This is a genomic window from Amycolatopsis sp. TNS106 (genome assembly GCF_019330265.1).
In the GTDB taxonomy this organism is placed as follows: domain Bacteria; phylum Actinomycetota; class Actinomycetes; order Mycobacteriales; family Pseudonocardiaceae; genus Amycolatopsis; species Amycolatopsis lurida.
The window spans coordinates 6,583,995-6,603,076 of sequence record NZ_CP024972.1 but is presented as its reverse complement, the minus strand read 5'-3'; the positions used below and the strand labels follow the sequence as shown (position 1 = coordinate 6,603,076).

18 protein-coding genes are annotated in these 19,082 nt (G+C 68.3%); 5 read left to right on the top strand and 13 right to left on the bottom strand.

Going from position 1 to position 19,082, the window contains the following annotated elements; translation table 11 throughout:
- Positions 1–284: 284 nt before the first annotated feature.
- The 3 genes from clpB to CVV72_RS30250 all read right to left on the bottom strand — a co-directional run bounded on the left by clpB (position 285) and on the right by CVV72_RS30250 (position 4,694).
- On the bottom strand, positions 285–2,882 hold the full coding sequence (gene clpB / locus CVV72_RS30260) for an ATP-dependent chaperone ClpB (RefSeq protein ID WP_219147127.1): 2,598 nt from the start codon (positions 2,880–2,882) through the stop codon (positions 285–287).
- Between the two features lie 72 nt (positions 2,883–2,954).
- A complete protein-coding gene (locus CVV72_RS30255) occupies positions 2,955–4,154 on the bottom strand; it encodes an MFS transporter (protein ID WP_219147126.1) in 1,200 nt (399 codons plus the stop codon).
- Between the two features lie 75 nt (positions 4,155–4,229).
- Complete coding sequence (locus CVV72_RS30250; RefSeq protein WP_219147124.1) at positions 4,230–4,694, bottom strand: MarR family winged helix-turn-helix transcriptional regulator; 465 nt, start codon at positions 4,692–4,694, stop codon at positions 4,230–4,232.
- A 372-nt stretch (positions 4,695–5,066) separates the two neighbouring features.
- Here CVV72_RS30250 and CVV72_RS30245 point away from each other — a divergent pair, with 372 nt between their 5' ends.
- The 4 genes from CVV72_RS30245 to CVV72_RS30230 all read left to right on the top strand — a co-directional run bounded on the left by CVV72_RS30245 (position 5,067) and on the right by CVV72_RS30230 (position 9,225).
- On the top strand, positions 5,067–6,170 hold the full coding sequence (locus CVV72_RS30245) for a globin domain-containing protein (RefSeq protein ID WP_255632307.1): 1,104 nt from the start codon (positions 5,067–5,069) through the stop codon (positions 6,168–6,170).
- 448 nt (positions 6,171–6,618) lie between these two features.
- Positions 6,619–7,719 (top strand): globin domain-containing protein, encoded by a 1,101-nt coding sequence (locus CVV72_RS30240; RefSeq protein ID WP_219154221.1) that lies wholly within the window; start codon positions 6,619–6,621, stop codon positions 7,717–7,719.
- Positions 7,720–7,879: 160 nt separating this feature from the next.
- On the top strand, positions 7,880–8,632 hold the full coding sequence (locus tag CVV72_RS30235; RefSeq protein ID WP_219147120.1) for a lytic polysaccharide monooxygenase: 753 nt from the start codon (positions 7,880–7,882) through the stop codon (positions 8,630–8,632).
- On the top strand, positions 8,617–9,225 hold the full coding sequence (locus tag CVV72_RS30230) for a DUF305 domain-containing protein (protein ID WP_255632306.1): 609 nt from the start codon (positions 8,617–8,619) through the stop codon (positions 9,223–9,225). Before CVV72_RS30235 ends, CVV72_RS30230 begins: the two co-directional genes overlap by 16 nt.
- 295 nt (positions 9,226–9,520) lie before the next feature.
- Here CVV72_RS30230 and CVV72_RS30225 read toward each other — a convergent pair whose 3' ends face one another.
- From CVV72_RS30225 to CVV72_RS30195, 7 genes are all read right to left on the bottom strand, one after another.
- On the bottom strand, positions 9,521–9,949 hold the full coding sequence (locus CVV72_RS30225; protein ID WP_034312642.1) for a heat shock protein transcriptional repressor HspR: 429 nt from the start codon (positions 9,947–9,949) through the stop codon (positions 9,521–9,523).
- A 5-nt stretch (positions 9,950–9,954) separates the two neighbouring features.
- Positions 9,955–11,127, bottom strand: coding sequence for a molecular chaperone DnaJ (dnaJ, locus tag CVV72_RS30220; protein ID WP_034312352.1), 1,173 nt, complete (start codon positions 11,125–11,127; stop codon positions 9,955–9,957).
- A gap of 33 nt (positions 11,128–11,160) precedes the next feature.
- Complete coding sequence (grpE, locus tag CVV72_RS30215; protein ID WP_219147119.1) at positions 11,161–11,916, bottom strand: nucleotide exchange factor GrpE; 756 nt, start codon at positions 11,914–11,916, stop codon at positions 11,161–11,163.
- The gene (gene dnaK, locus CVV72_RS30210; protein WP_219147117.1) at positions 11,913–13,784 is read right to left on the bottom strand and encodes a molecular chaperone DnaK; all 1,872 of its coding nucleotides are present in this window, start codon (positions 13,782–13,784) and stop codon (positions 11,913–11,915) included. The genes grpE and dnaK overlap by 4 nt, the downstream gene beginning before the upstream one ends.
- A 167-nt stretch (positions 13,785–13,951) precedes the next feature.
- Positions 13,952–15,358: an alpha/beta hydrolase gene (locus tag CVV72_RS30205; protein WP_219147115.1), complete on the bottom strand. Its 1,407-nt coding sequence runs from the start codon at positions 15,356–15,358 to the stop codon at positions 13,952–13,954.
- On the bottom strand, positions 15,355–16,026 hold the full coding sequence (locus CVV72_RS30200; RefSeq protein WP_219147113.1) for a DUF4097 family beta strand repeat-containing protein: 672 nt from the start codon (positions 16,024–16,026) through the stop codon (positions 15,355–15,357). Before CVV72_RS30200 ends, CVV72_RS30205 begins: the two co-directional genes overlap by 4 nt.
- A 26-nt stretch (positions 16,027–16,052) precedes the next feature.
- Complete coding sequence (locus CVV72_RS30195) at positions 16,053–16,820, bottom strand: DUF4097 family beta strand repeat-containing protein (protein ID WP_219147111.1); 768 nt, start codon at positions 16,818–16,820, stop codon at positions 16,053–16,055.
- 161 nt (positions 16,821–16,981) lie between these two features.
- Between CVV72_RS30195 and CVV72_RS30190 the strand changes: the two genes are divergently transcribed.
- Positions 16,982–17,521 carry a YbhB/YbcL family Raf kinase inhibitor-like protein gene (locus tag CVV72_RS30190; protein ID WP_219147109.1) on the top strand — a complete coding sequence of 180 codons (540 nt, stop codon included), beginning with the start codon at positions 16,982–16,984 and terminating at the stop codon, positions 17,519–17,521.
- Positions 17,522–17,603: 82 nt separating this feature from the next.
- Here the strand turns inward: CVV72_RS30190 and CVV72_RS30185 are convergent, their stop codons facing one another.
- Genes CVV72_RS30185 through CVV72_RS30175 form a run of 3 tightly spaced genes read right to left on the bottom strand, consistent with a single transcriptional unit; the run spans position 17,604 to position 18,948 of the window.
- Complete coding sequence (locus CVV72_RS30185) at positions 17,604–18,038, bottom strand: GNAT family N-acetyltransferase (protein WP_219147107.1); 435 nt, start codon at positions 18,036–18,038, stop codon at positions 17,604–17,606.
- A gap of 22 nt (positions 18,039–18,060) precedes the next feature.
- Entirely contained in the window at positions 18,061–18,621 is a 561-nt protein-coding gene (locus CVV72_RS30180; RefSeq protein ID WP_219147105.1) for a TetR/AcrR family transcriptional regulator, read from the bottom strand.
- On the bottom strand, positions 18,622–18,948 hold the full coding sequence (locus CVV72_RS30175; protein ID WP_126736129.1) for a multidrug efflux SMR transporter: 327 nt from the start codon (positions 18,946–18,948) through the stop codon (positions 18,622–18,624). It lies immediately after the preceding gene.
- Between the last annotated feature and the right edge of the window lie 134 nt (positions 18,949–19,082).

Sequence of the window (19,082 nt, the reverse complement as noted above, 5' to 3'; positions counted from 1 at the left end):
GGGTCGCGAAAGCCACTTTCGCGACGCCTGATGTCCCGAAAGTGGCTTTCGCGACATCGTCACCCAGCGGTCCCGGGCGGGTCACCGGCGGCTCGGGCTCGCTTGCTTTACCCGGCAAGGGAACCGGGTCTCACCCAGGTGCCTACGGTCTGGCGATCGCGCGTGATCAGACGGACGGCACACGTGATTGGACGGCCGGCTCACGTGATCGCCGGATCTCGTTCGGGCACCAAGGCTCGTGAGTGGCGAGGACGGTTCTAACCGTCCTCGCCACTCACGAGGCCTCAGTCCACCCGGGTGACCGTGAGCGCGGCCGACGCCTCCTCGGCCGGGATGTCCACCCGCACCGTGTCGCCGTCCCGGATTTCACCGGCCAGCAGCTGTTTCGCCAGCTTGTCGCCGATCGCCGACTGCACCAGCCGCCGCAGCGGCCGCGCGCCGTAGATCGGGTCGAAGCCGTTCAGCGCGAGCCACTCGCGTGCTCCGTCGGTGACTTCCAGCGTCAGGCGACGCCGCGACAGCCGCGTGGCGAGCCGCTCGATCTGGATGTCCACAATGGACGTCAGTTCGTCGGTGCCCAGCGCGTGGAAGACCACGATGTCGTCCAACCGGTTCAGGAACTCCGGTTTGAACTGCCGCTGCACCACCGACATCACCGCGTCGGTGCGCTGCCGCTCGTCGAGCGACGGGTCGGCGATGGCCTGCGAGCCGAGGTTCGACGTCAGCACCAGGATGGTGTTGCGGAAGTCCACCGTGCGGCCCTGGCCGTCGGTGAGCCGTCCGTCGTCGAGCACCTGCAGGAGCACGTCGAACACGTCCGGGTGCGCCTTCTCGACCTCGTCCAGCAGCACCACCGAGTACGGCCGCCTGCGCACCGACTCGGTCAGCTGGCCGCCCTGGTCGTAGCCGACGTAGCCCGGAGGCGCCCCGACCAGGCGCGCCACCGAATGCTTCTCGGCGTACTCGCTCATGTCGATCCGCAGCATCGCGCGCTCGTCGTCGAACAGGAACTCCGCCAGCGCCTTCGCCAGCTCGGTCTTGCCGACACCGGTCGGGCCGAGGAACAGGAACGAACCGGTCGGCCGGTCGGGGTCGGCGACGCCGGCCCTGGTGCGGCGCACCGCGTCCGAGACGACCTGCACGGCCTCCTTCTGCCCGACGACCCGCTTGCCGAGCTCCTCCTCCATCCGGAGCAGCTTGCCCGTCTCGCCCTCCAGCAGCCGTCCGGCCGGGATGCCGGTCCACGCGCTGACCACGTCGGCGACGTCGTCCGCGCTGACTTCCTCCTTGAGCATGACGTTCTGCTGGCTGACCTCGCTGGCCGCGATCGCGGCCTCGAATTCCTTTTCCAGCGCGGGAATCCGGCCGTAGCGGAGTTCGGCGGCCTTGCCGAGGTCGCCGTCGCGTTCGGCGCGTTCGGACTCGCCGCGCAGCTGCTCCAGCTGCTCCTTGAGGTCACGGACGCGTTCGATCGAACCTTTTTCGTTCTGCCAGCGCGCGGTCAGCGCCGTCAGCGTCTCCCGCTTCTCGGCGAGTTCCGAGCGCAGCGCGGCAAGGCGGTCCTTGGAGGCGGCGTCGTCCTCTTTGGACAGTGCCATCTCCTCGATCTCCATCCGCCGCACGGCGCGCTCGACCTCGTCGATCTCGACCGGCCGCGAGTCGATCTCCATACGGAGCTTCGACGCGGCCTCGTCGACCAGGTCGATCGCCTTGTCCGGCAGGAACCGGGCGGTGATGTAACGGTCGGACAGGGTCGCGGCGGCGACCAGCGCGGCGTCCGTGATGCGCACGCCGTGGTGCACCTCGTACCGCTCCTTGAGCCCGCGCAGGATGCCGATGGTGTCCTCAGTGGACGGTTCACCGACCAGCACCTGCTGGAAGCGCCGCTCCAGCGCGGCGTCCTTCTCGATGTGCTGGCGGTACTCGTCGAGCGTCGTCGCGCCGACCATCCGCAGCTCACCGCGGGCGAGCATCGGCTTGATCATGTTGCCGGCGTCCATCGCTCCCTCGCCGGTCGCACCCGCGCCGACGATGGTGTGCAGCTCGTCGATGAACGTGACGACCTCGCCCGCGGAGTCGGTGATCTCCTTGAGCACGGCCTTCAGCCGCTCCTCGAACTCGCCGCGGAACTTGGCCCCCGCGACCATCGAGCCGAGGTCCAGCGCCACCACACGCTTACCGCGCAGCGACTCCGGCACGTCACCGGCGACGATGCGCTGGGCGAGCCCTTCGACGATGGCCGTCTTGCCGACGCCGGGTTCACCGATCAGCACCGGGTTGTTCTTGGTGCGCCGCGAGAGCACCTGCACCACGCGGCGGATCTCGGTGTCGCGGCCGATCACCGGGTCCAGCTCGCCGGCGCGGGCGCGCTCGGTCAGGTCGACGCCGTACTTCTCCAGCGCTTTGAACGTGCTTTCGGGATCCGCGCTGGTGATCCGCGCGGAACCGCGCACCTTGGCGAACGCCTCGCGCAGCGCGTCCGGGGTGGCACCGTGCCGCTTGAGCAGTTCGGCCACCGGCCCGCCTTCGGTGGCGAGGCCGACGAGGAGATGCTCCGTCGAGACGTACTCGTCGCCCAGTTCGGTCGCGAGCTTCTGGGCGTGCGTCAGCGCTTTGACGGCGTTCGTGTCGAACTGCGGGCTCGACACGGTGGCGCCCGTCGCCGACGGCAGCGCCGCGATCAGTGGCTCCAGCTCCTTGTGCACCTGCGCCGGATCGGCCCCGACCGCGGTCAGCAGCGGTGCGGTGAGCCCCTCACCCTGCGCCAGCAGGGCGCCGAGCAGGTGCGCGGCCGCCACGTGCGGGTTTCCCGCCATCGTGGCCGCCTGCGCCGCCGACGAGATCGCCTGCTGGGTCTTCGTGGTCGGGTTGAAAGCGTCCATCCCTCACCTCGTACTAGGTCGTGCAAAAGCTTGTCGACAGGTACAACGTCAGCAAAGTTGAGTCTGTTCCGCTCAACCCTGAAAATTTTCAGCCCCCGTCGGGGACACGGCCTCCACGGGCAGACGCGGACCCACCCGGCCGAGGCCGACGACGGCCGTACAGGCACACGCGGCCACGAGCACCCACGGGATCCAGACTGCCACGGAGAACAACGCCACGACGGCCGGAGCGATCACCGCCGCGAGCGTGAACGCGTACTGGAAGGCCGCCAGATACCGGCCCCGCGCCTCCGGCGGCGCCGCGGCTTCGGCCAGCGCCCCGGACCGCGGGCCGAACGCGAGGTCGCCCGCGGCGAGCACGAGGGTCGCGCCGAGCAGGTAAACCGGCTGGAAGACCTTCGGCACGAACACCACCAGGAGGCACGCCAGGCACCACACCGCGAACAACGCCGAGCCCGCGCGCATGGCGGCGATCCGGGTCATCCTCCGGGTGAGCCGCAAGGCGACGACTCCACCCAGACTGGTGACGACGGTGAGCAGCGCGATGATCGCGCCGGGAAGCCACCTAGGGCCCTGCAAGGCGTTGAAGACGTACACCGGCATCCCGATGAGGAAGAAGTCCATCGTCAGCGCGAACAGCCCGCTGAACACGATGAGCGCCAGGTACGGGCGGTTCCGCCAGACCCGCGCGGATCCCGAGGGGCGTGGCGGGTGCCGCGGGGCGGGGGTGACCAGTGTCGCCAGGATGGCCGCGGCGACGACGAAGGTCGCGACGTCGATCATCACGGCGACGTACAGGCCCTCGCGCCCGATCCACACCAGCAGTCCGGCGGCCGCGACCCCGCCCAGCCCGAAGCCCGCGGAGCGGACCATCGCGGCTTCGGCGAACGGCCGGTCCTTCGGCCCCTCACCCGCGACGTCGGCGATGAGCGAGAACTGCGAGCTGTAGAACAGCTGTTGGCCGGCCGCGAGCATGACGGACGCGCCGACGACGCCCGCGAACCCGTCCGCCAGCAGGAAGGCGCCCACTCCGGCGGCCTGCAGAACGTGGGAGCAGATCATCACCGTCCGCGGGCCGATCAGATCGACGAGGCGCCCGGCGAGCGCGGGAACGAGCAGACCGGCGAACGCACCGAGAGTGACCGCGGCCCCCGCCTGGGCGAGCGGCAACCCCACCACACGGATGACGAAGACCAGCCCGAGCGGAAGGAAGAGTCCCGAGCCGAAGTTGTCGATTCCCAAGGCGACCAGCAGCGCGACCCGGTTACGCACCGGATAAACGCTACCGGCGTGACGGCCAGACGAAAGGTCCGTTCAGTCAAGACCGGCGGGTAGGAACGGCCGCCGTCAAACGTCGCAGGTGCGGACGGACAGGGCCGCTCGGACGTCCGCGTTCATCTCCGCCAGCCGCGTGGTCAGTTCGAGGACCTTTTCGTCGTCCCAGTCACCGAGCGCGCGCTCCATGAACTCCAGATATCCGGCCCGCCTGCGGCCCAGTTCTTCGCGGCCGCGCTCGGAGATGCTGATGATCGACGCACGGCCGTCCTCGGGCGCGGGACGGCGGTCCACCATGCCCGCCGCGGACAGCTGGGAAATTTGACGACTTATGACCGAAAGGTCCACAAAGCGTCGTTTGGCCAACTCCGATGGGCGCGCTTCGCCGTGCTTCGCCAGGTCGGACAACAGCATCGCGGCCGCCGGATGCAGGCCGGGGTCGTCCTGCCAGGCCTGCATTATCCAGGCGTGCTGCAGCTGGGAGGCGGCCTTCAACTCACGCATCAGTTCGACCCTGGCGTCGTCGGCGGAGCTCATCGGTGCCTCCTGGCTACTTGTACAGTACAACTTTATTCGGCGACACTTGCGTAAGACAACTATTTACCTCGTGAGATCCCCCACTGCGGGCCGGTTTCGAGTACACCCGTCCGGAGCAACGATGCGGGCAAAAGGGCTCTCGGCGGCTAGTCTCGCGAACGAGCCGGAACCAGCCGACCGGCCCGACAGCCACTGACCGGAGAGGTGAATGATCCGTGAATTCTTCTCCAGTGGATCCTCGTCCGTGAAATTGGGGAACTGTCTTCCGGCATGCGCTACCCGATCAGCGACTCCCAGCCCGTGACTGCCGACGCGGTCAGTCCGGTGCCGCGGTCCTCGGCGCCGAGAGAAGCCCCGCCCGCGGTCACCGCGATGGTGCGGCTCATCCGGGACACCTGGGCGAAGTCGGAGCCCTTCATCCCGGAGATCTCCCAGTTCTTCTACGGGATGCTGTTCACCCTCGCGCCGGCGACCCGCGACTTCTTCCCGATCAACATGGAGGTCCAGCGCGGCAGGCTGGTGCGCGCGCTGGTCCACATCGTGCAGATGGTCGACCGGCCCGACGACCTCGTGCCGTTCCTGACCCAGCTCGGCCGCGACCACCGCAAGTTCGGTGTCATCCCGCGGCATTACGAGGCCGTCGGCACCGCACTGCTCGCCGCGCTGAAGAACCACCTCGGTCCGGACTGGACACCGGAGGTCGAACGGGCCTGGGCGGAGGCGTTCACCATCGTCGCCCGCGCGATGCAGGAGGCCGCCGCGGCCGACGTCAACCCGGCGTCGTGGTCGGCCACCGTCCTCGAACACCGGCGGCTCACCTGGGATCTCGCCCTGGTCCGCGTCCAGCCCGAATTCCCGGTGCCGTACCAGCCCGGTCAGTACATGAGCGTCGAAGTCCCACAGCGGCCGAGGCTCTGGCGCTACCTGTCGCCGGCGAACGCGCCGCGCGAGGACGGTGGCATCGAGTTCCACGTGCGCGCCGTCGACGGCGGCTGGGTTTCCCGCGCCATCGTCAGCCACACGCAGCCCGGTGACGTCTGGCGGCTGGGGCCGCCGCTCGGCAGGCTTTCGGTCGACCGGACCGACGGCCGCGGCGTCCTGATGATCGCCGGTGGCACCGGTATCGCGCCGCTGCGCGCTATCCTGGACGACCTCGCGCAGTGGGGCGAGAACCCGAAAGTCCAGCTGTTCTACGGCGGACCGTCGCGTGAGGACCTTTACGACCTCGACGAGCTGCGTGCCCTCGCGGCCACGAACCCGTGGCTCACCGTGACACCGGTGGTCGAACACGGTGAAGAGGCCCCCGGCTGCGTGCAGGGCACGCTCGCGGAAGCCGTTACACAGCAAGGATCCTGGCCGGGGCATCGGATCCTCGTCGCCGGTTCGCCCGCGATGATCCGCGCGACGGTGTCCCGGATGCTGGTCGCGGGCAGCGCGCTCGACCAGATCGCATACGACCCCTTCACCATCGACTAGGAATTCGATTCCACAATGGTGATCAGCCACGGGACGCCTACCGTTACGTGACGCGGTAATCACAGAGAAAAACCCACCCGATCGGCGGATCACGCTTTCCCGCGCCGGTGGCGAAAACCACTGGTGAGCAAGGAAAGTCCCGCTCGCTTGATCACCTTTACTTAGTGCCAGACGGTGTTGACGGCGCGTATATCGTCTGCTCCGTTCGAGCGGGAAACAACCATTCGTGGATCCTTTCGCGACGTTCGGGCATACAGTCGGGAACCCTCGGGGGAACACGAGCACGATGACATCGGGTCTGGAGAATATGCCCGATCCAACTGGAGAAAATCGTTCACCCATGACTGCCGAAACAGTGAAGTACGAGCATCCACCGAGTTCGTCGAGATCTTCACCGATTCCCGTTCCGCCCTTGATCGAAACGCCGTCGGCGGACAAGACCGTCGAGATGGCCAAGCTCATCAGGGAGAGTTTCGCCGCCGTCGAAACGAAGGCCGAAGAGCTGTCCCAGTACTTCTACGGCGTGCTCTTCTCGGTTTCGCCCGACGCCAGGGCACTGTTCCCGATCAACATGGCCACGCAGCGAAATCGTTTGCTGCGCGCACTCGTCTACGTCGTCCAGATGGTGGACCGGCCCGACGAACTGGCCACGTTCCTCGCTCAACTGGGCCGTGACCATCGTAAGTTCGACGTCCTCGGGCGCCATTACGACGCCGTCGGCGTCGCGCTGATCGCCGCGCTGAAAAGGTTCCTGAAGGACGACTGGACACCGGAACTGGAAGACGCCTGGGTCACCGCGTACGGCGTCATTTCGAAGAACATGCGCGAGGCCGCGGGCAAGGAGATCGGACCCGCGTGGTGGAAGGCGACCGTCGTCGAGCACCGCCTCGCCTCCCGCGACGTCGCCGTGATCAAGGTCCGCACCGATCAGCCGCTTCCGTACCGGGCCGGCGGCTACGTCAGCGTCGAAGTCCCCCAGCGGCCGCGGATGTGGCGGTACTTCTCGCCCGCCACCGCGCCGCACCAGGACGGGACGATGGAGTTCCACGTGCACGCCGTGCGCGGCGGCTGGGTCTCGCGCGCGATCGTCCACCACACCCGGTTCGGCGACGTCTGGCGCCTCGGCCCGTCGCTCGGCGCGCTTTCGGTGAACCACACGGAAAGCCGCCCGCTGCTGATGATCGGCGGTGGCACCGGCGTCGCGCCGCTGCTCGCCCTGCTCGACGACATGTCGCGCTGGAAGAACAATCCGCCGGTGCACCTGTTCTTCGGCGGCCGCCGTCCGGAAGACCTCTACGCCCTCGACGAACTGCGCGGGCTCACCGTCACCTGTCCTTGGCTGACGGTGACCCCGGTGACCGAGGAAGGCACCATCGCCGGCGGCGACCGCGGCACGCTGGCCACGGCGGTCACCCAGCGCGGCGCCTGGAAGGAGCGCGACGTGTACGTCGCCGGGTCGCCGTCGATGATCCGGGCGACGATCGCGAAACTGATCGCCGCGGGCACTGATCTGGCGCGGATCAAGTACGACCCCTTCACCCTGGACTGAGGCGATGCGTCCTTCGTATTAGGCCGATCGGCTGTTCCACCTGGTCTCGACGCAGCAGTAGGTCAGTGAATCATTGACCGCGGTCACCGGCGGATTTATGGTCTAGACCACATTGCTCCCCCTCACGGGAACACCGTCGTTCCATCCCCCAGGAGCCGGCATGACCGTCAAACGCAAGCTCGTGGCAGCCGCCGCCGGTGCGATCCTCGCCCCGATCGCCATCGTGGCCATCCCGCAGGTGGCCAGCGCCCACGGCTATGTGCTGTCCCCGCCCAGCCGCCAAGCGAACTGCGCCCAGGGCAAGGTTTCCGGCTGCGGTGCCATCGTCTACGAACCGCAGAGCGTCGAAGGCCCCAAGGGGCTCCGCAGCTGCAACGGTGGTCTTCCCGGATTCGCCGAGCTCAACGACGAATCGAAGCCGTGGCCCGCCGCGTCGGTCGGCAACAGCGTGACCTTCAACTGGAAGTTCACCGCCTACCACCGGACCACGAACTACGAGTACTACATCGGCGGCACCAAGATCGCCGACATCAGCGGGAACAACTCCGCGCCGAAGGACCCGACGTCGCACACGGTGAGCCTGAACGGCTTCAGCGGCCGCCAGAAGGTGCTCGCCATCTGGAACATCGCGGACACGCCGATGGCCTTCTACAGCTGCATCGACCTGCAGATCGGCGGCGGCAACCCGCCCACGACCAGCAATCCGCCGACCACCAGCAACCCGCCCACGACGTCGAACCCGCCGACCAGCACCACCAACCCGCCCACCGGCGGCACCTGGGCGGCCGGGACGTCCTACTCGGTCGGCAGCACGGTGACCTACGGCGGCGCCACCTACCGGTGCCAGATGGCGCATACGGCGATCCAAGGCTGGGAGCCGCCGAACACACCCGCGCTGTGGACGCGGCAGTGAAGCTGGCCGTCGTACTCGTCGCCGGTCTCGTGGCCCTCGCGGGCTGCGGGGCCGGCGACGGCTCACCCCCCAACGCCGGCGCCCCGCTCTCCCCGGTCCCCCAATCGGCGGGTGCGTCCGCGGCGTACAACGACGCCGACGTGATGTTCCTGCAGATGATGATCGCCCACAACGACCAGGGCGTGGAGATCGTCAAACTGGTGAAGGCCAAGCAGGGGCAGAAGCAGGAGCTGACGAATCTCGCGGCCGCCATCGAGGCGACACAGCAGACCGAGACCTCCGACATGCGGAACTGGTTGAAGGCCTGGGGCAAACCCGAGACGGGCTCGGCGGATCCGCACGCGCACCACCATCACGGTGGCGACGGGCTCACCGACAAGGGACTGCTCGAAGCACTGTCCAAAAAGGATGGTGCGGAGTTCAGCCTCGACTTCGCCGACATCTTCGTCGCGCACCAGCACAACGGGGTCGCGCTGGCGAGGACCGAACTGAAGGACGGCAAGAACCCGGAGGCGAAGGCACTGGCCCAGCGGATCATGGACTCGCGCACCGGCGAGGTCCAGCAGATCCGGACCCTGGTCCCCGGCCAATAAGGCGATTCGTCACCTGAATGCGGCTAGTGAGGTAAAGCGAACGCGTCGCGAAAGCCACTTCCGGGACATCAGACGTCGCGAAAGTGGCTTTCGCGACACGTCTCGGGCGTGAGGTGCACGAAGGGGCAGGTCGGCGGCATAGCGCAGGGCCCCTCGGGACACAGGCCCTGCGACCATCTGGTCCGACCGCTCGCCCCTGCCGCCCGCCGACGTTGCGAAAGCCACTTTCGCAACGTTGAAGGTTGCGAAAGTGGCTTTCGCAACCTGCCACCTTGGTCGACCCGCATTTAGCGGACTAAGTGCGCTTCTTGGGCTTCCAGACCACGAGCGCCGTCTGCTGCCGCAGCGGGACGAGATCCTTGCGGTAGGAGGCGTGCACGGCCGCGGCCGTCTGTTCGGCGGCGACGTACGCCGCGGTCAGTTCCTCGGTCAGTTCGGCGATCCGGGCACGGAGCGCGTCGACCTGGTTCTCCAGCTCGATGATCCGCTTGATGCCGGCGAGGTTGACACCGTCCTCTTGGGACAGTCGCTGCACTTCGCGCAGCAACGCGATGTCCCGCATCGAGTAACGCCGTCCACCGCCGGAGGTCCGGCCCGGCGACACGAGACCCTGGCGGTCGTAGGACCGCAGGGTCTGCGCGTGCAGGCCGGAAAGCTGCGCCGCCACCGAAATGACGAACACCGGGGTGTCCTCGTCCGCACCGTGCGGCAGCCCGCCGAACATCGTGCTCACCTGCCTTCGAGAAGTTCGGTGATCTCCGGTCGCGGATCGTGGTCGGCCATGGCCTCCGCGTAGGCCTCCAGCGCTTCACGGGCCTTGTCGTCCAATTTGGCCGGGATGGCCGCCTGCAGGGTGACCAGCAGATCGCCCTGCGAGCCGTCGCGCTTCGCGATTCCCTTGCCGCGCACCCGGAGCACGCGACCGCTCGCCGTGCCCTGCGGCACCTTCAGCGAGACCTTGCCCTCGAGCGTCGGCACGGTGATCGTGCCGCCGAGGGCCAGTTCCGTGAAGGACACCGGCACGGTGATCGTCAGGTCGAGATCCTTGCGCCCGAACACCGCGTGCGGAGCGACGTGCACGCGGACGTACAGGTCGCCAGGCTGCGCGCCGCCACGGCCAGGTTCGCCCTGGCCCGCCAGGCGGATCCGCTGGTCGTCGGCGACGCCCGGCGGGATCCGCACGGTCAGCGTGCGGGTGCGGGTGCTGATGCCCTCGCCCGCGCATTCCGGGCAGGGGTCGTCGATGATCGTGCCGCGGCCACGGCAGTCACGGCACGGCTCCGAGAACGCGAACGCGCCCTGGCTCCGGCTGACCAGCCCGCTGCCCTGGCAGGTCGCGCACGTCCTCGGGGAAGTCCCCGGCTTCGCGCCGTTGCCGCCGCAGGTGGAACAGGTCGCCGGGCTCGACAGCCGCAGCGGCAGGGTCGCGCCCTTGACCGCTTCCGCGAAGTCGATCCGGACGTCGGTCTCCACGTCCGAGCCGCGCTGCGGACGGTTCGCGGTGGCACCGGCCGCGCCGCCGCGGCGGCCGAAGAGACCGCCGAGGATGTCGCCGAGACCGCCGAAACCGCCCTGCTGCTGACCCGCCTGACCGAAGATGTCGCCGACGTCGAAACCGCCGCCACCGCCCGCACCCGGGAAACCGAACCCGCCGGGACCGCCGGAGCCGAAGAGGCGGCGGGCCTCGTCGTACTCCTTGCGCTTGGACGTGTCGGAAAGAACGCCGTACGCCTCGGAGACCGCCTTGAACTTCTTCTCGGCCTCCGCGTTGCCCGCGTTCGCGTCGGGGTGGTTCTCCTTGGCCAGCTTGCGATAGGCCTTCTTGATCTCGTCCGCGGTGGCGTCGGAGGAGACGCCCAGCTCACGGTAGAAGTCCTTACCGATCCATTCCCGTGCACTCACCGAACGTCTCCTCCTTTCACGCCGTATCGCCGATCAGCGGTTGTTCTCATCGAAAAGTTCGCCCTCGAGCGGCAGCTCGCCGCCGACGGGCTGGTCTATCGGTTCAGTCGTGGAACCGCCCGGCTCGTGGTCGGTGACCCCGACCAGCGCCGCACGCAGCACGCGTTCGCCGAAGCGGTAACCGCGGCGCATGACCGTGGTGACCGTCGGCCCGGCGACGTCCGGCGACGTGCTGTGCTGGACGGCCTCGTGCACGCTCGGGTCGAAGGGCTCGCCCTCCGCGCCGAACGCCTCGAGCCCCGACCGCTGCAGGCTTCCGACTAGCTTCTCGCCGACCGCCTTGAAGGCGCCCGTCAGATCGCCGTGCTGCTCCGCGCGCTCGAGGTCGTCGAGCAGCGGGAGCAGATCGTTGACGACCGACGCCTTCGCGCCGGCGACGACCTGCTCGCGGTCGCGGTCCACGCGCTTGCGGTAGTTGGCGTACTCCGCCTGAAGACGCTGGAGGTCGGCTGTGCGTTCCGCCAGCTCCTTCTCCAGACCGGTGGCCACCGACACGGAGTCGTCCACAATGGACTCCCCGAGGCCGGGGCCCGCGTGTGCCGCGGGCCCCGGCTCTGGCGGGACAGCCGCCTCTTCGGCAGGAGCGGCGTGCTTCGGCCCCTCCTTGGGTTCGGCCTCCGGGGCGGCCGAGCGGACCTCACCGGTCAGCGGATCGATCCGCCTACGGTCCCGCACGACCACCGGTTCCTCCGGGCCCTGGCCCTCGGTTTCGTCGTAGCGTCCGGTCACTTCTTGTCCTTCTCGTCCTCTTCGACGATCTCGGCGTCGACGACGTCGTCCGCCTTGGCCTGCGAGCCGGCGCCCGCGCCCGCCGCACCGGCGGCGCCTTCACCGGCGGCACCCTCGGCGCCCGGGGTGGCGTTGGCGTAGAGCGCGGTGCCCAGCTCCTGCGAAGCGGTGTTCAGCTTCTCGATGGACTCGCGGATCTTCGCCGAGTCGGTGCCCTTGAGCGCCTCGTTGGCCTCGTCGATCGCGGACTTCACCTTGCCCTTGAGCTCGTCGGGCAGCTTGTCCTCGTTGTCCTTGACGAACTTCTCGGTCTGGTAGACCAGCGTCTCCGCCTGGTTGCGGGTCTCCGCCTCCTCGCGGCGCTGCTTGTCCTCCTCGGCGTGCGCCTCGGCGTCCTTGACCATGCGCTCGATGTCGTCCTTCGGCAGCGCGGAGCCACCGGTGATCGTCATCGACTGCTCCTTGTTCGTGCCGAGGTCCTTCGCGAGGACGTGCACGATGCCGTTGGCGTCGATGTCGAAGGTGACCTCGATCTGCGGCACGCCACGCGGGGCGGGCGGGAGACCGGTCAGCTCGAACATGCCGAGCTTCTTGTTGTGCGCCGCGATCTCGCGCTCACCCTGGAACACCTGGATCTGCACCGAGGGCTGGTTGTCGTCCGCGGTGGAGAAGATCTCCGAACGCTTGGTCGGGATCGTGGTGTTGCGCTCGATGAGCTTGGTGAACACGCCACCCTTGGTCTCGATGCCCAGCGAAAGCGGGGTCACGTCGAGCAGCAGGACGTCCTTGACCTCACCCTTGAGCACACCGGCCTGCAGCGCCGCGCCGACGGCGACGACCTCGTCCGGGTTCACGCCCTTGTTCGGCTCGCGACCGCCGGTCAGCTCCTTGACCAGCTCGGACACGGCGGGCATGCGGGTGGAACCACCCACGAGCACGACGTGGTCGATGTCGCCGACGGCGACACCCGCGTCACGGATGACGTTGTTGAACGGCTTGCGGGTGCGCTCGAGCAGGTCCGAGGTGATCTTCTGGAACTCGGCGCGGGAGAGCTGCTCGTCGAGGAACAGCGGGTTCTTGTCCGCGTCCACCGTGATGTACGGCAGGTTGATGCTGGCCGAGTTCGAGCTGGAGAGCTCGATCTTCGCCTTCTCGGCGGCCTCACGGATGCGCTGGAGCGCCATCTTGTCCTTGGTGAGGTCGATGCCGTTGGACGACTTGAACTTGTCGACCAGCCAGGTGACGATGCGCTCGTCCCAGTCGTCACCGCCGAGGTGGTTGTCACCGGAGGTCGCGCGGACCTCGACGACACCCTCGCCGATCTCCAGCAGCGAGACGTCGAACGTACCGCCACCGAGGTCGAAGACCAGGATGGTCTGTTCCTTCTCGCCCTTGTCGAGGCCGTACGCCAGCGCCGCCGCGGTGGGCTCGTTGACGATGCGGAGCACGTTCAGGCCGGCGATCTGCCCGGCCTCCTTGGTGGCCTGCCGCTGGGCGTCCTCGAAGTAGGCGGGGACGGTGATGACCGCGTCGGTGATGGTCTCGCCCAGGTACGCCTCGGCGTCGCGCTTGAGCTTCATCAGCACGCGGGCGCTGATCTCCTGCGAGGTGTAGGCCTTGCCGTCGATCTCGGTCTTCCAGTCGGTGCCGATGTGCCGCTTGACCGACCGGATGGTCCGGTCGACGTTCGTCACGGCCTGGTTCTTCGCCGGCTGGCCGGTCAGCACTTCGCCGTTCTTGGCGAAGGCGACGATGGACGGGGTGGTGCGGGAACCTTCCGAGTTGGCGATGACCGTCGGCTCGCCGCCCTCAAGGACAGCGACGACCGAGTTGGTCGTGCCGAGGTCGATGCCGACCGCTCGCGCCATGGTGTGATCCTCCTGCTAGTTCGTGACCTGCACGTTTCGACCCAGCTTGAGTGGGCTCAACGCAAGTTGTATCGGGATGGTGGGGCTTCCGTCAAGCCGGACTTGAGTCACCCTCACTCAACCTTGCATCCGGCTCAACGAGCAGCACGGCCGTCTTGTTCCCGGATCTACCGGCAGACCGTGCCGGGAGCGGGTGTGACACCGCTCACCAGGTACTTCACCTCTTCGGTGCGCACGCAGGCCGAGTTGAGCAGCCCCGTGTGCCCGTACCCGGCGTCGACCAGCAACGTCGAGTTCTCGATGTTCCGCGCGAGCCCCTTCGCCCACACCAGCGGCGTCGCCGGATCGTGTTCGCCGCCGACCACGAGGATCGGTGCCGTGCCCTGGACGCGCTGTGGCCGCGGCAGGTACGCCGAAGGCACCGGCCAGCCCGCGCACCCGCTCGCCATGTCCCAGAACTCCGAATACCGCCAGCCGTGCGGCGAGAGGGTCTTCACCAAACCCTGCATCGCCCGCATGTCGGCGTAGGAGGTGAACGGCGAGCCGAAGTCGTGACAGCCGATCGCGCGATACGCGCCGTAAGACGGGTCGAGCTGGGAGTACGGCACCAGCCCGTCCGCGTTCCCCGCCGTCGCGGCCTCGATCGCCTTCGCGAGGTCCGGCCAGAACGCCGGCAGGATCAGGCCGCCGTAAGCACCGGCCGCCAGCTCCTCCGCGGTCACGTTCCGTCCGAGCTGTTTCGACGGCACACCCCCGGGCGTCCGCATCAGCGCGTCGTAAGCGTCGAGGACGTCCTTACCGCGAAGCGCGCAGTCGGCCGACGTCGTGCACCACCGCGCGAAGTCCTTGAGCGCGCTTTCGGTCGCGATGGCCTCTTCGAGGACCGCCTGCCTGGTCGGCCGCGAATGGTCGACCGCGCCGTCGAGCACCATCGTCCGGACGCGCTTCGGGTACTTCTCCGCGTACACGGCACCGAGTTCGGAACCGTAGGAGACGCCGAGCCAGTTCACCTTCGGCTCGCCGAGAGCGCCCCGGATCGCTTCGATGTCGTCCGCGGCGTGCCAAGTGTCCACAGAGGACAATCCAGGCCCGGTCCTTTTCAGGCATTCGCCGCCCGAAGCGCGGTTGTGCGCGAGGAGCTTGTCGTAGTCGGCGCGGCTTCGCGGAAAGCGGCTGATCGCCGGATCGTGCAGCCCCGGCCCGCAGGCGATCGCGGGCCTGCTGTCGCCGACGCCGCGCGGGTCGAACCCGATGACGTCGAACCGCTGCCGCACTTCGGCCATTTCCGGCTGGTCCAGCGCGAAACCGCGACCGCCGTACTTGAGCACGGTGACGCCGGCCCCGCCCGGCCCGCCCGGATTGGTCAGCAGCGAACCGACACGGCGCGCGGGATCGGTCGCGGGCAGTTTCGCCAGCGCGATCGAAAAGCCGTCGCTCACCGGCAGGCTCGCGCATTCCAGCGTCGGCGCGTACTCGGTGGCGCACGGCTTCCAGTCGATCCCGGGCGCGGCGGACGCGGGCAGCGCGGAAAGCGGCAGCAAGGTCAGCGCGGTGATCGCGGCGAGCGTCTTCATACGGGCTTCACCGTGATCGAGCCGGTGCCGGACTGGAGGTCCAGGACGTTCGCGGATGCCTGGTCCCGCCGGATGCCACCGGTCTCGACCTTGCCCGTGTCCGTCTTGGCGCGGACCTGGTACGCGCCGTCAGGGACGGACACGACGACCTCCCCCACCTCCGCGTTCGCGGTGACCGCGCCGGGCTTCGCGAGACCGACCTCGATGTCGCCGGTGCCGGTGCGCAGGTTCACCGGCCCCGACGTGTTCAGCACCTGGAAGTCGCCGACGTCGCCCTTCAAGTCGACCGAAGCCGCACGGGCGAGCGTGACCTTGCCGGTGCCGATGAACCCGGAGACCGCCAGCTCGCGCGGCACCACGACGTCGTAGTCCACGCCGCACTGCTGACAGCCGCCGAGGACCAGCGTGCCGTTTTCGACGCTGTGGGTCTTGCCGGGATTCTTGCCGGTGTACGTCACTTCGCGGCGCAGCGAGACGGGCGCGCCGTCCTCCACCCGGAGCGTGACCGCGCCGACCGGGACGTCCACCCGGATCGCGGTGACCTGCTCGGTGACGGGTGCGCCGTCGCTCAGCTTCTGCTGGAATTCCCCTGTGCAGCCGACGATCCCGAAGGCGGTCAGCGCGCCGAGAGCGAGGGCGCCGAGGACGCGCTTTTCCTTGTTTCCCATGAGAAAGTGTTCCCCCGATATATCCGTCAGGCCGCTTTGACCTTGACGCTTCCGCTGTCGGTGTTGAGATCGAGCTTGTGCTGGGCCGAACCGGACTGGTTGACGTCGATGTCGCGACTGCCGCTGCCGGTGCTGCCGGTGACGTTGTACTCGCCGGCCGGGACGGTGACCTCCACCGAACCGCTGTCGGTCCGCGCGGCGACGTCGGCGCCCTTGACCAGTTCGAGTTCGATGCGGCCGCTGTCGGTGCGGGCCTCGACGTTGCCGCCGAGCCGTTCCCCCTTGATGGCGCCGGACGCCGCCTGCACCGTGACGGCCTGGCCGATGTTCGCCAGCTCGACGCGGCCCGCTTCGGACCGCACCTTCACGGTGCCCGGCACGTCGGTGACGGACACGTCGCCGGAATCGACCATGATGTCCACAGTGGACACTCCCGCGACGTCGAGCGCCCCCGAGTCCAGCTTGCCCGAGACCGGGACGCCCGCCGGGACCACCACGTCGTAGCGGACCTCGCAGGTGGTGCCGCAACCGGCAAGGACCAGCGTGTCGCCTTCCACGCGGAAAGCGTCGCCAGGCTTGTTCCAGCGGTACTGGAACTCCTGGTGGATCCGGACCGGCCCCTCGCCGGTGCGGATCTTGACCCGGCCCTCGCCGTTGTCGATCCGGACGCTGCGGATCGGCTGGGTCACCTCCGAGGTGGCCTCCGCGTCGGACGGCCACCACCAGCCGAGGCCGGTGAGGACACCGACGCCGATCAACGCGATGCCTCCGATCGCGAGGAGTGGGCGCGCCATGGTCTTGAGTCCCTCCAGAGCAGGTTTTCGTGTAGCTCGACGCTAAGGGCAGCGCGGCGGGTTGGACATAGGGGTAACCCCCGGATTCGTCCCTGATCCCGCACCGGGGTCCTCGGGGTCATAACCTGGCTCCGTCATCTGTTCGACGATCAGGAGGACGCATGCCGCAGGCACCCGATCCGTACGAATTCCTGCCCGATCTGCCTGCCTTCACCTTGAGCAGCACCGACATCGAGGAAGGCGGCTTCCTGCCGACGCCCCAGCTTTCCGGGATCTTCGGCGCGGGCGGCGAGGACCGTTCCCCGCAGCTGTCCTGGGAGGGCTTTCCCGCCGAGACCAAGAGTTTCGCGGTGACCTGCTACGACCCCGACGCCCCGACGGCGAGCGGGTTCTGGCACTGGGCGGTGTTCGACATCCCCGCGTCGGTGACCGCGCTCGCCGCGAACGCGGGCGACGAAGCGGGCTCCGGCCTGCCGGAGGGCGCTGTGACCCTGAAGGGGGACGGTGGCGTGAAGCAGTTCCTCGGCGCCGCACCGCCGCCCGGACACGGACCGCACCGGTACATCTTCACGGTGCACGCCGTCGACGTCGAAAAGCTGGAAGTCGGCGAAGACGCTACGCCTGCTTTCCTCGGCTTCAACCTCTTCAGCCACGCCATCGCCCGGGCGTCGCTCACGGCCCTGCACGAGAACAAGGGCTGAACCGGCTGTCCGTGAAGGCCTCCTTGAGGGACTCTGGGTCCCTCAAGGAGGCCTTCACGGACTTGGTGGCCAAGCGCACCCGTCAGACCTGCCCGTTCGCCCGGCTTCGCTCCATGTACTGCCCGTCGGGCGGGTCTCCGAAGCCGAACTGCCGGTACAGACCGTGCGCGTCGGCGGTGTGCAGCATCCACCGGAACTCGGCTCCCGGCCCGTTGTCGATCATCTCCCGGACCAGTTCCTTGCCGAGCCCCGCGCCGCGCGCCTCGTCGACGACGAAGACGTCCGCGAGGTACGCGCTGCCGATGGTGTCCGAGAACGCCCGCGCGAACCCCACCAGCCGTCCACTCGAAGTCTCGTATGCGCCGACGACCCGCCACGCGTTCCGGAAGACCTTCTCCACCAGTTCGCGGTCTCGCCACTTACCCCAGTAGACCTCGGTGGACAGGCACTTCCACACCACGTCGAGGTCCATCCGTGCCGGGTCGTCGTCGAGTTCGTATGCGCCGACAGTCCTCATGATCCGAACGCTACCCAGCAGGTCAACGAGGTTTCAGCAGGTAGTCCACCACCGGCCGCAGCTCTTCCGCGGACGGCGGTTCGTCGTCGATGAGGCCCTGGATCAGCAGGCCGTCGATCCCGGCGAGGAACACCCGGAACGCGACTTCGTCGTCGTGGCGGACCATCGAGGTGAGCACGTCCAGCCAGCGCCGGGCGGCGGGCCGCAGCTCGGGTTTGCGCGCGGCCAGCAGGTACAGCTCGTACTCCGCCATCGTCCGCCCGCGGCGCGGGCCCAGCGCCTCCGCGAGCAGCCCGGCGACCTCTTCCGCGCCGCGGCTGCCGCGCGAGCGGGCACGGTCGATCATCCAGTAGACCTCGGTCGCCATATCCCTCGCGCACGAGATGAGGGTGGCGACCAGCAGGTCGTCGAGGCTCGAGAAGTGATAGGTGGTCGACGCCGTCGGCACGCCCGCCTCGGCGGCGACCGTCCGATGGGTGACACCGGCGACGCCGTCCCGTTCGATCACGCGCAGCGCGGCGGCGAGGATCTCCTCGCGCCGCTTCTCGCCCCTGGCCTTGCGACCGTCGACCTGGATCTTCACTTAGTGCGCGCCTCCTGCCTCGATCAGCACGACGCCGCCGATCACCAGCACCAGCCCGGCGATCACGGAGAGGTTGACGGGTTCCTTGAAGAAGACGATGCCGACGGCCGCCACCAGCGCGACCCCGGCCGCGGCCCAGATCGCGTAGGCGACGCTGACCGGCACGCCCGCCTTCAGTACGTATGCCAGCGCGACGAACGCGAAGGCGTACCCGGCCACGACGACGATCGACGGCCCCACCTTGCTGAAACCCTCGGAAAGTTTCAACGAGACCGTGGCGGTTACCTCAGCGGCGATGGCCAAAGCGAGAAGAAGGTACGCACCCATGTCACAAAAATTACCTGGACGATCGTCTTAAAACCAAGAGAGGCGTACACCACATCGGTGGGACTTGGGCGCGGTCAGTGGGTTACCCATCAGTAAGAAGCATTAGTCTGCCCGAACCACCACACGCTTCACTC

Coding starts and splice junctions, on each gene's coding strand:
- CVV72_RS30235 (WP_219147120.1), top strand. CDS start 7,880: ATGACCGTCAAACGCAAGCTCGTGGCAGCCGCCGCCGGTGCGATCCTC.
- CVV72_RS30195 (WP_219147111.1), bottom strand. CDS start 16,820: ATGGCGCGCCCACTCCTCGCGATCGGAGGCATCGCGTTGATCGGCGTC.
- CVV72_RS30245 (WP_255632307.1), top strand. CDS start 5,067: ATGGTGCGGCTCATCCGGGACACCTGGGCGAAGTCGGAGCCCTTCATC.
- clpB (WP_219147127.1), bottom strand. CDS start 2,882: ATGGACGCTTTCAACCCGACCACGAAGACCCAGCAGGCGATCTCGTCG.
- CVV72_RS30205 (WP_219147115.1), bottom strand. CDS start 15,358: ATGAAGACGCTCGCCGCGATCACCGCGCTGACCTTGCTGCCGCTTTCC.
- dnaK (WP_219147117.1), bottom strand. CDS start 13,784: ATGGCGCGAGCGGTCGGCATCGACCTCGGCACGACCAACTCGGTCGTC.
- CVV72_RS30200 (WP_219147113.1), bottom strand. CDS start 16,026: ATGGGAAACAAGGAAAAGCGCGTCCTCGGCGCCCTCGCTCTCGGCGCG.
- CVV72_RS30175 (WP_126736129.1), bottom strand. CDS start 18,948: ATGGGTGCGTACCTTCTTCTCGCTTTGGCCATCGCCGCTGAGGTAACC.
- CVV72_RS30190 (WP_219147109.1), top strand. CDS start 16,982: ATGCCGCAGGCACCCGATCCGTACGAATTCCTGCCCGATCTGCCTGCC.
- CVV72_RS30225 (WP_034312642.1), bottom strand. CDS start 9,949: ATGTTCGGCGGGCTGCCGCACGGTGCGGACGAGGACACCCCGGTGTTC.
- CVV72_RS30240 (WP_219154221.1), top strand. CDS start 6,619: ATGGCCAAGCTCATCAGGGAGAGTTTCGCCGCCGTCGAAACGAAGGCC.
- CVV72_RS30185 (WP_219147107.1), bottom strand. CDS start 18,038: ATGAGGACTGTCGGCGCATACGAACTCGACGACGACCCGGCACGGATG.
- CVV72_RS30250 (WP_219147124.1), bottom strand. CDS start 4,694: ATGAGCTCCGCCGACGACGCCAGGGTCGAACTGATGCGTGAGTTGAAG.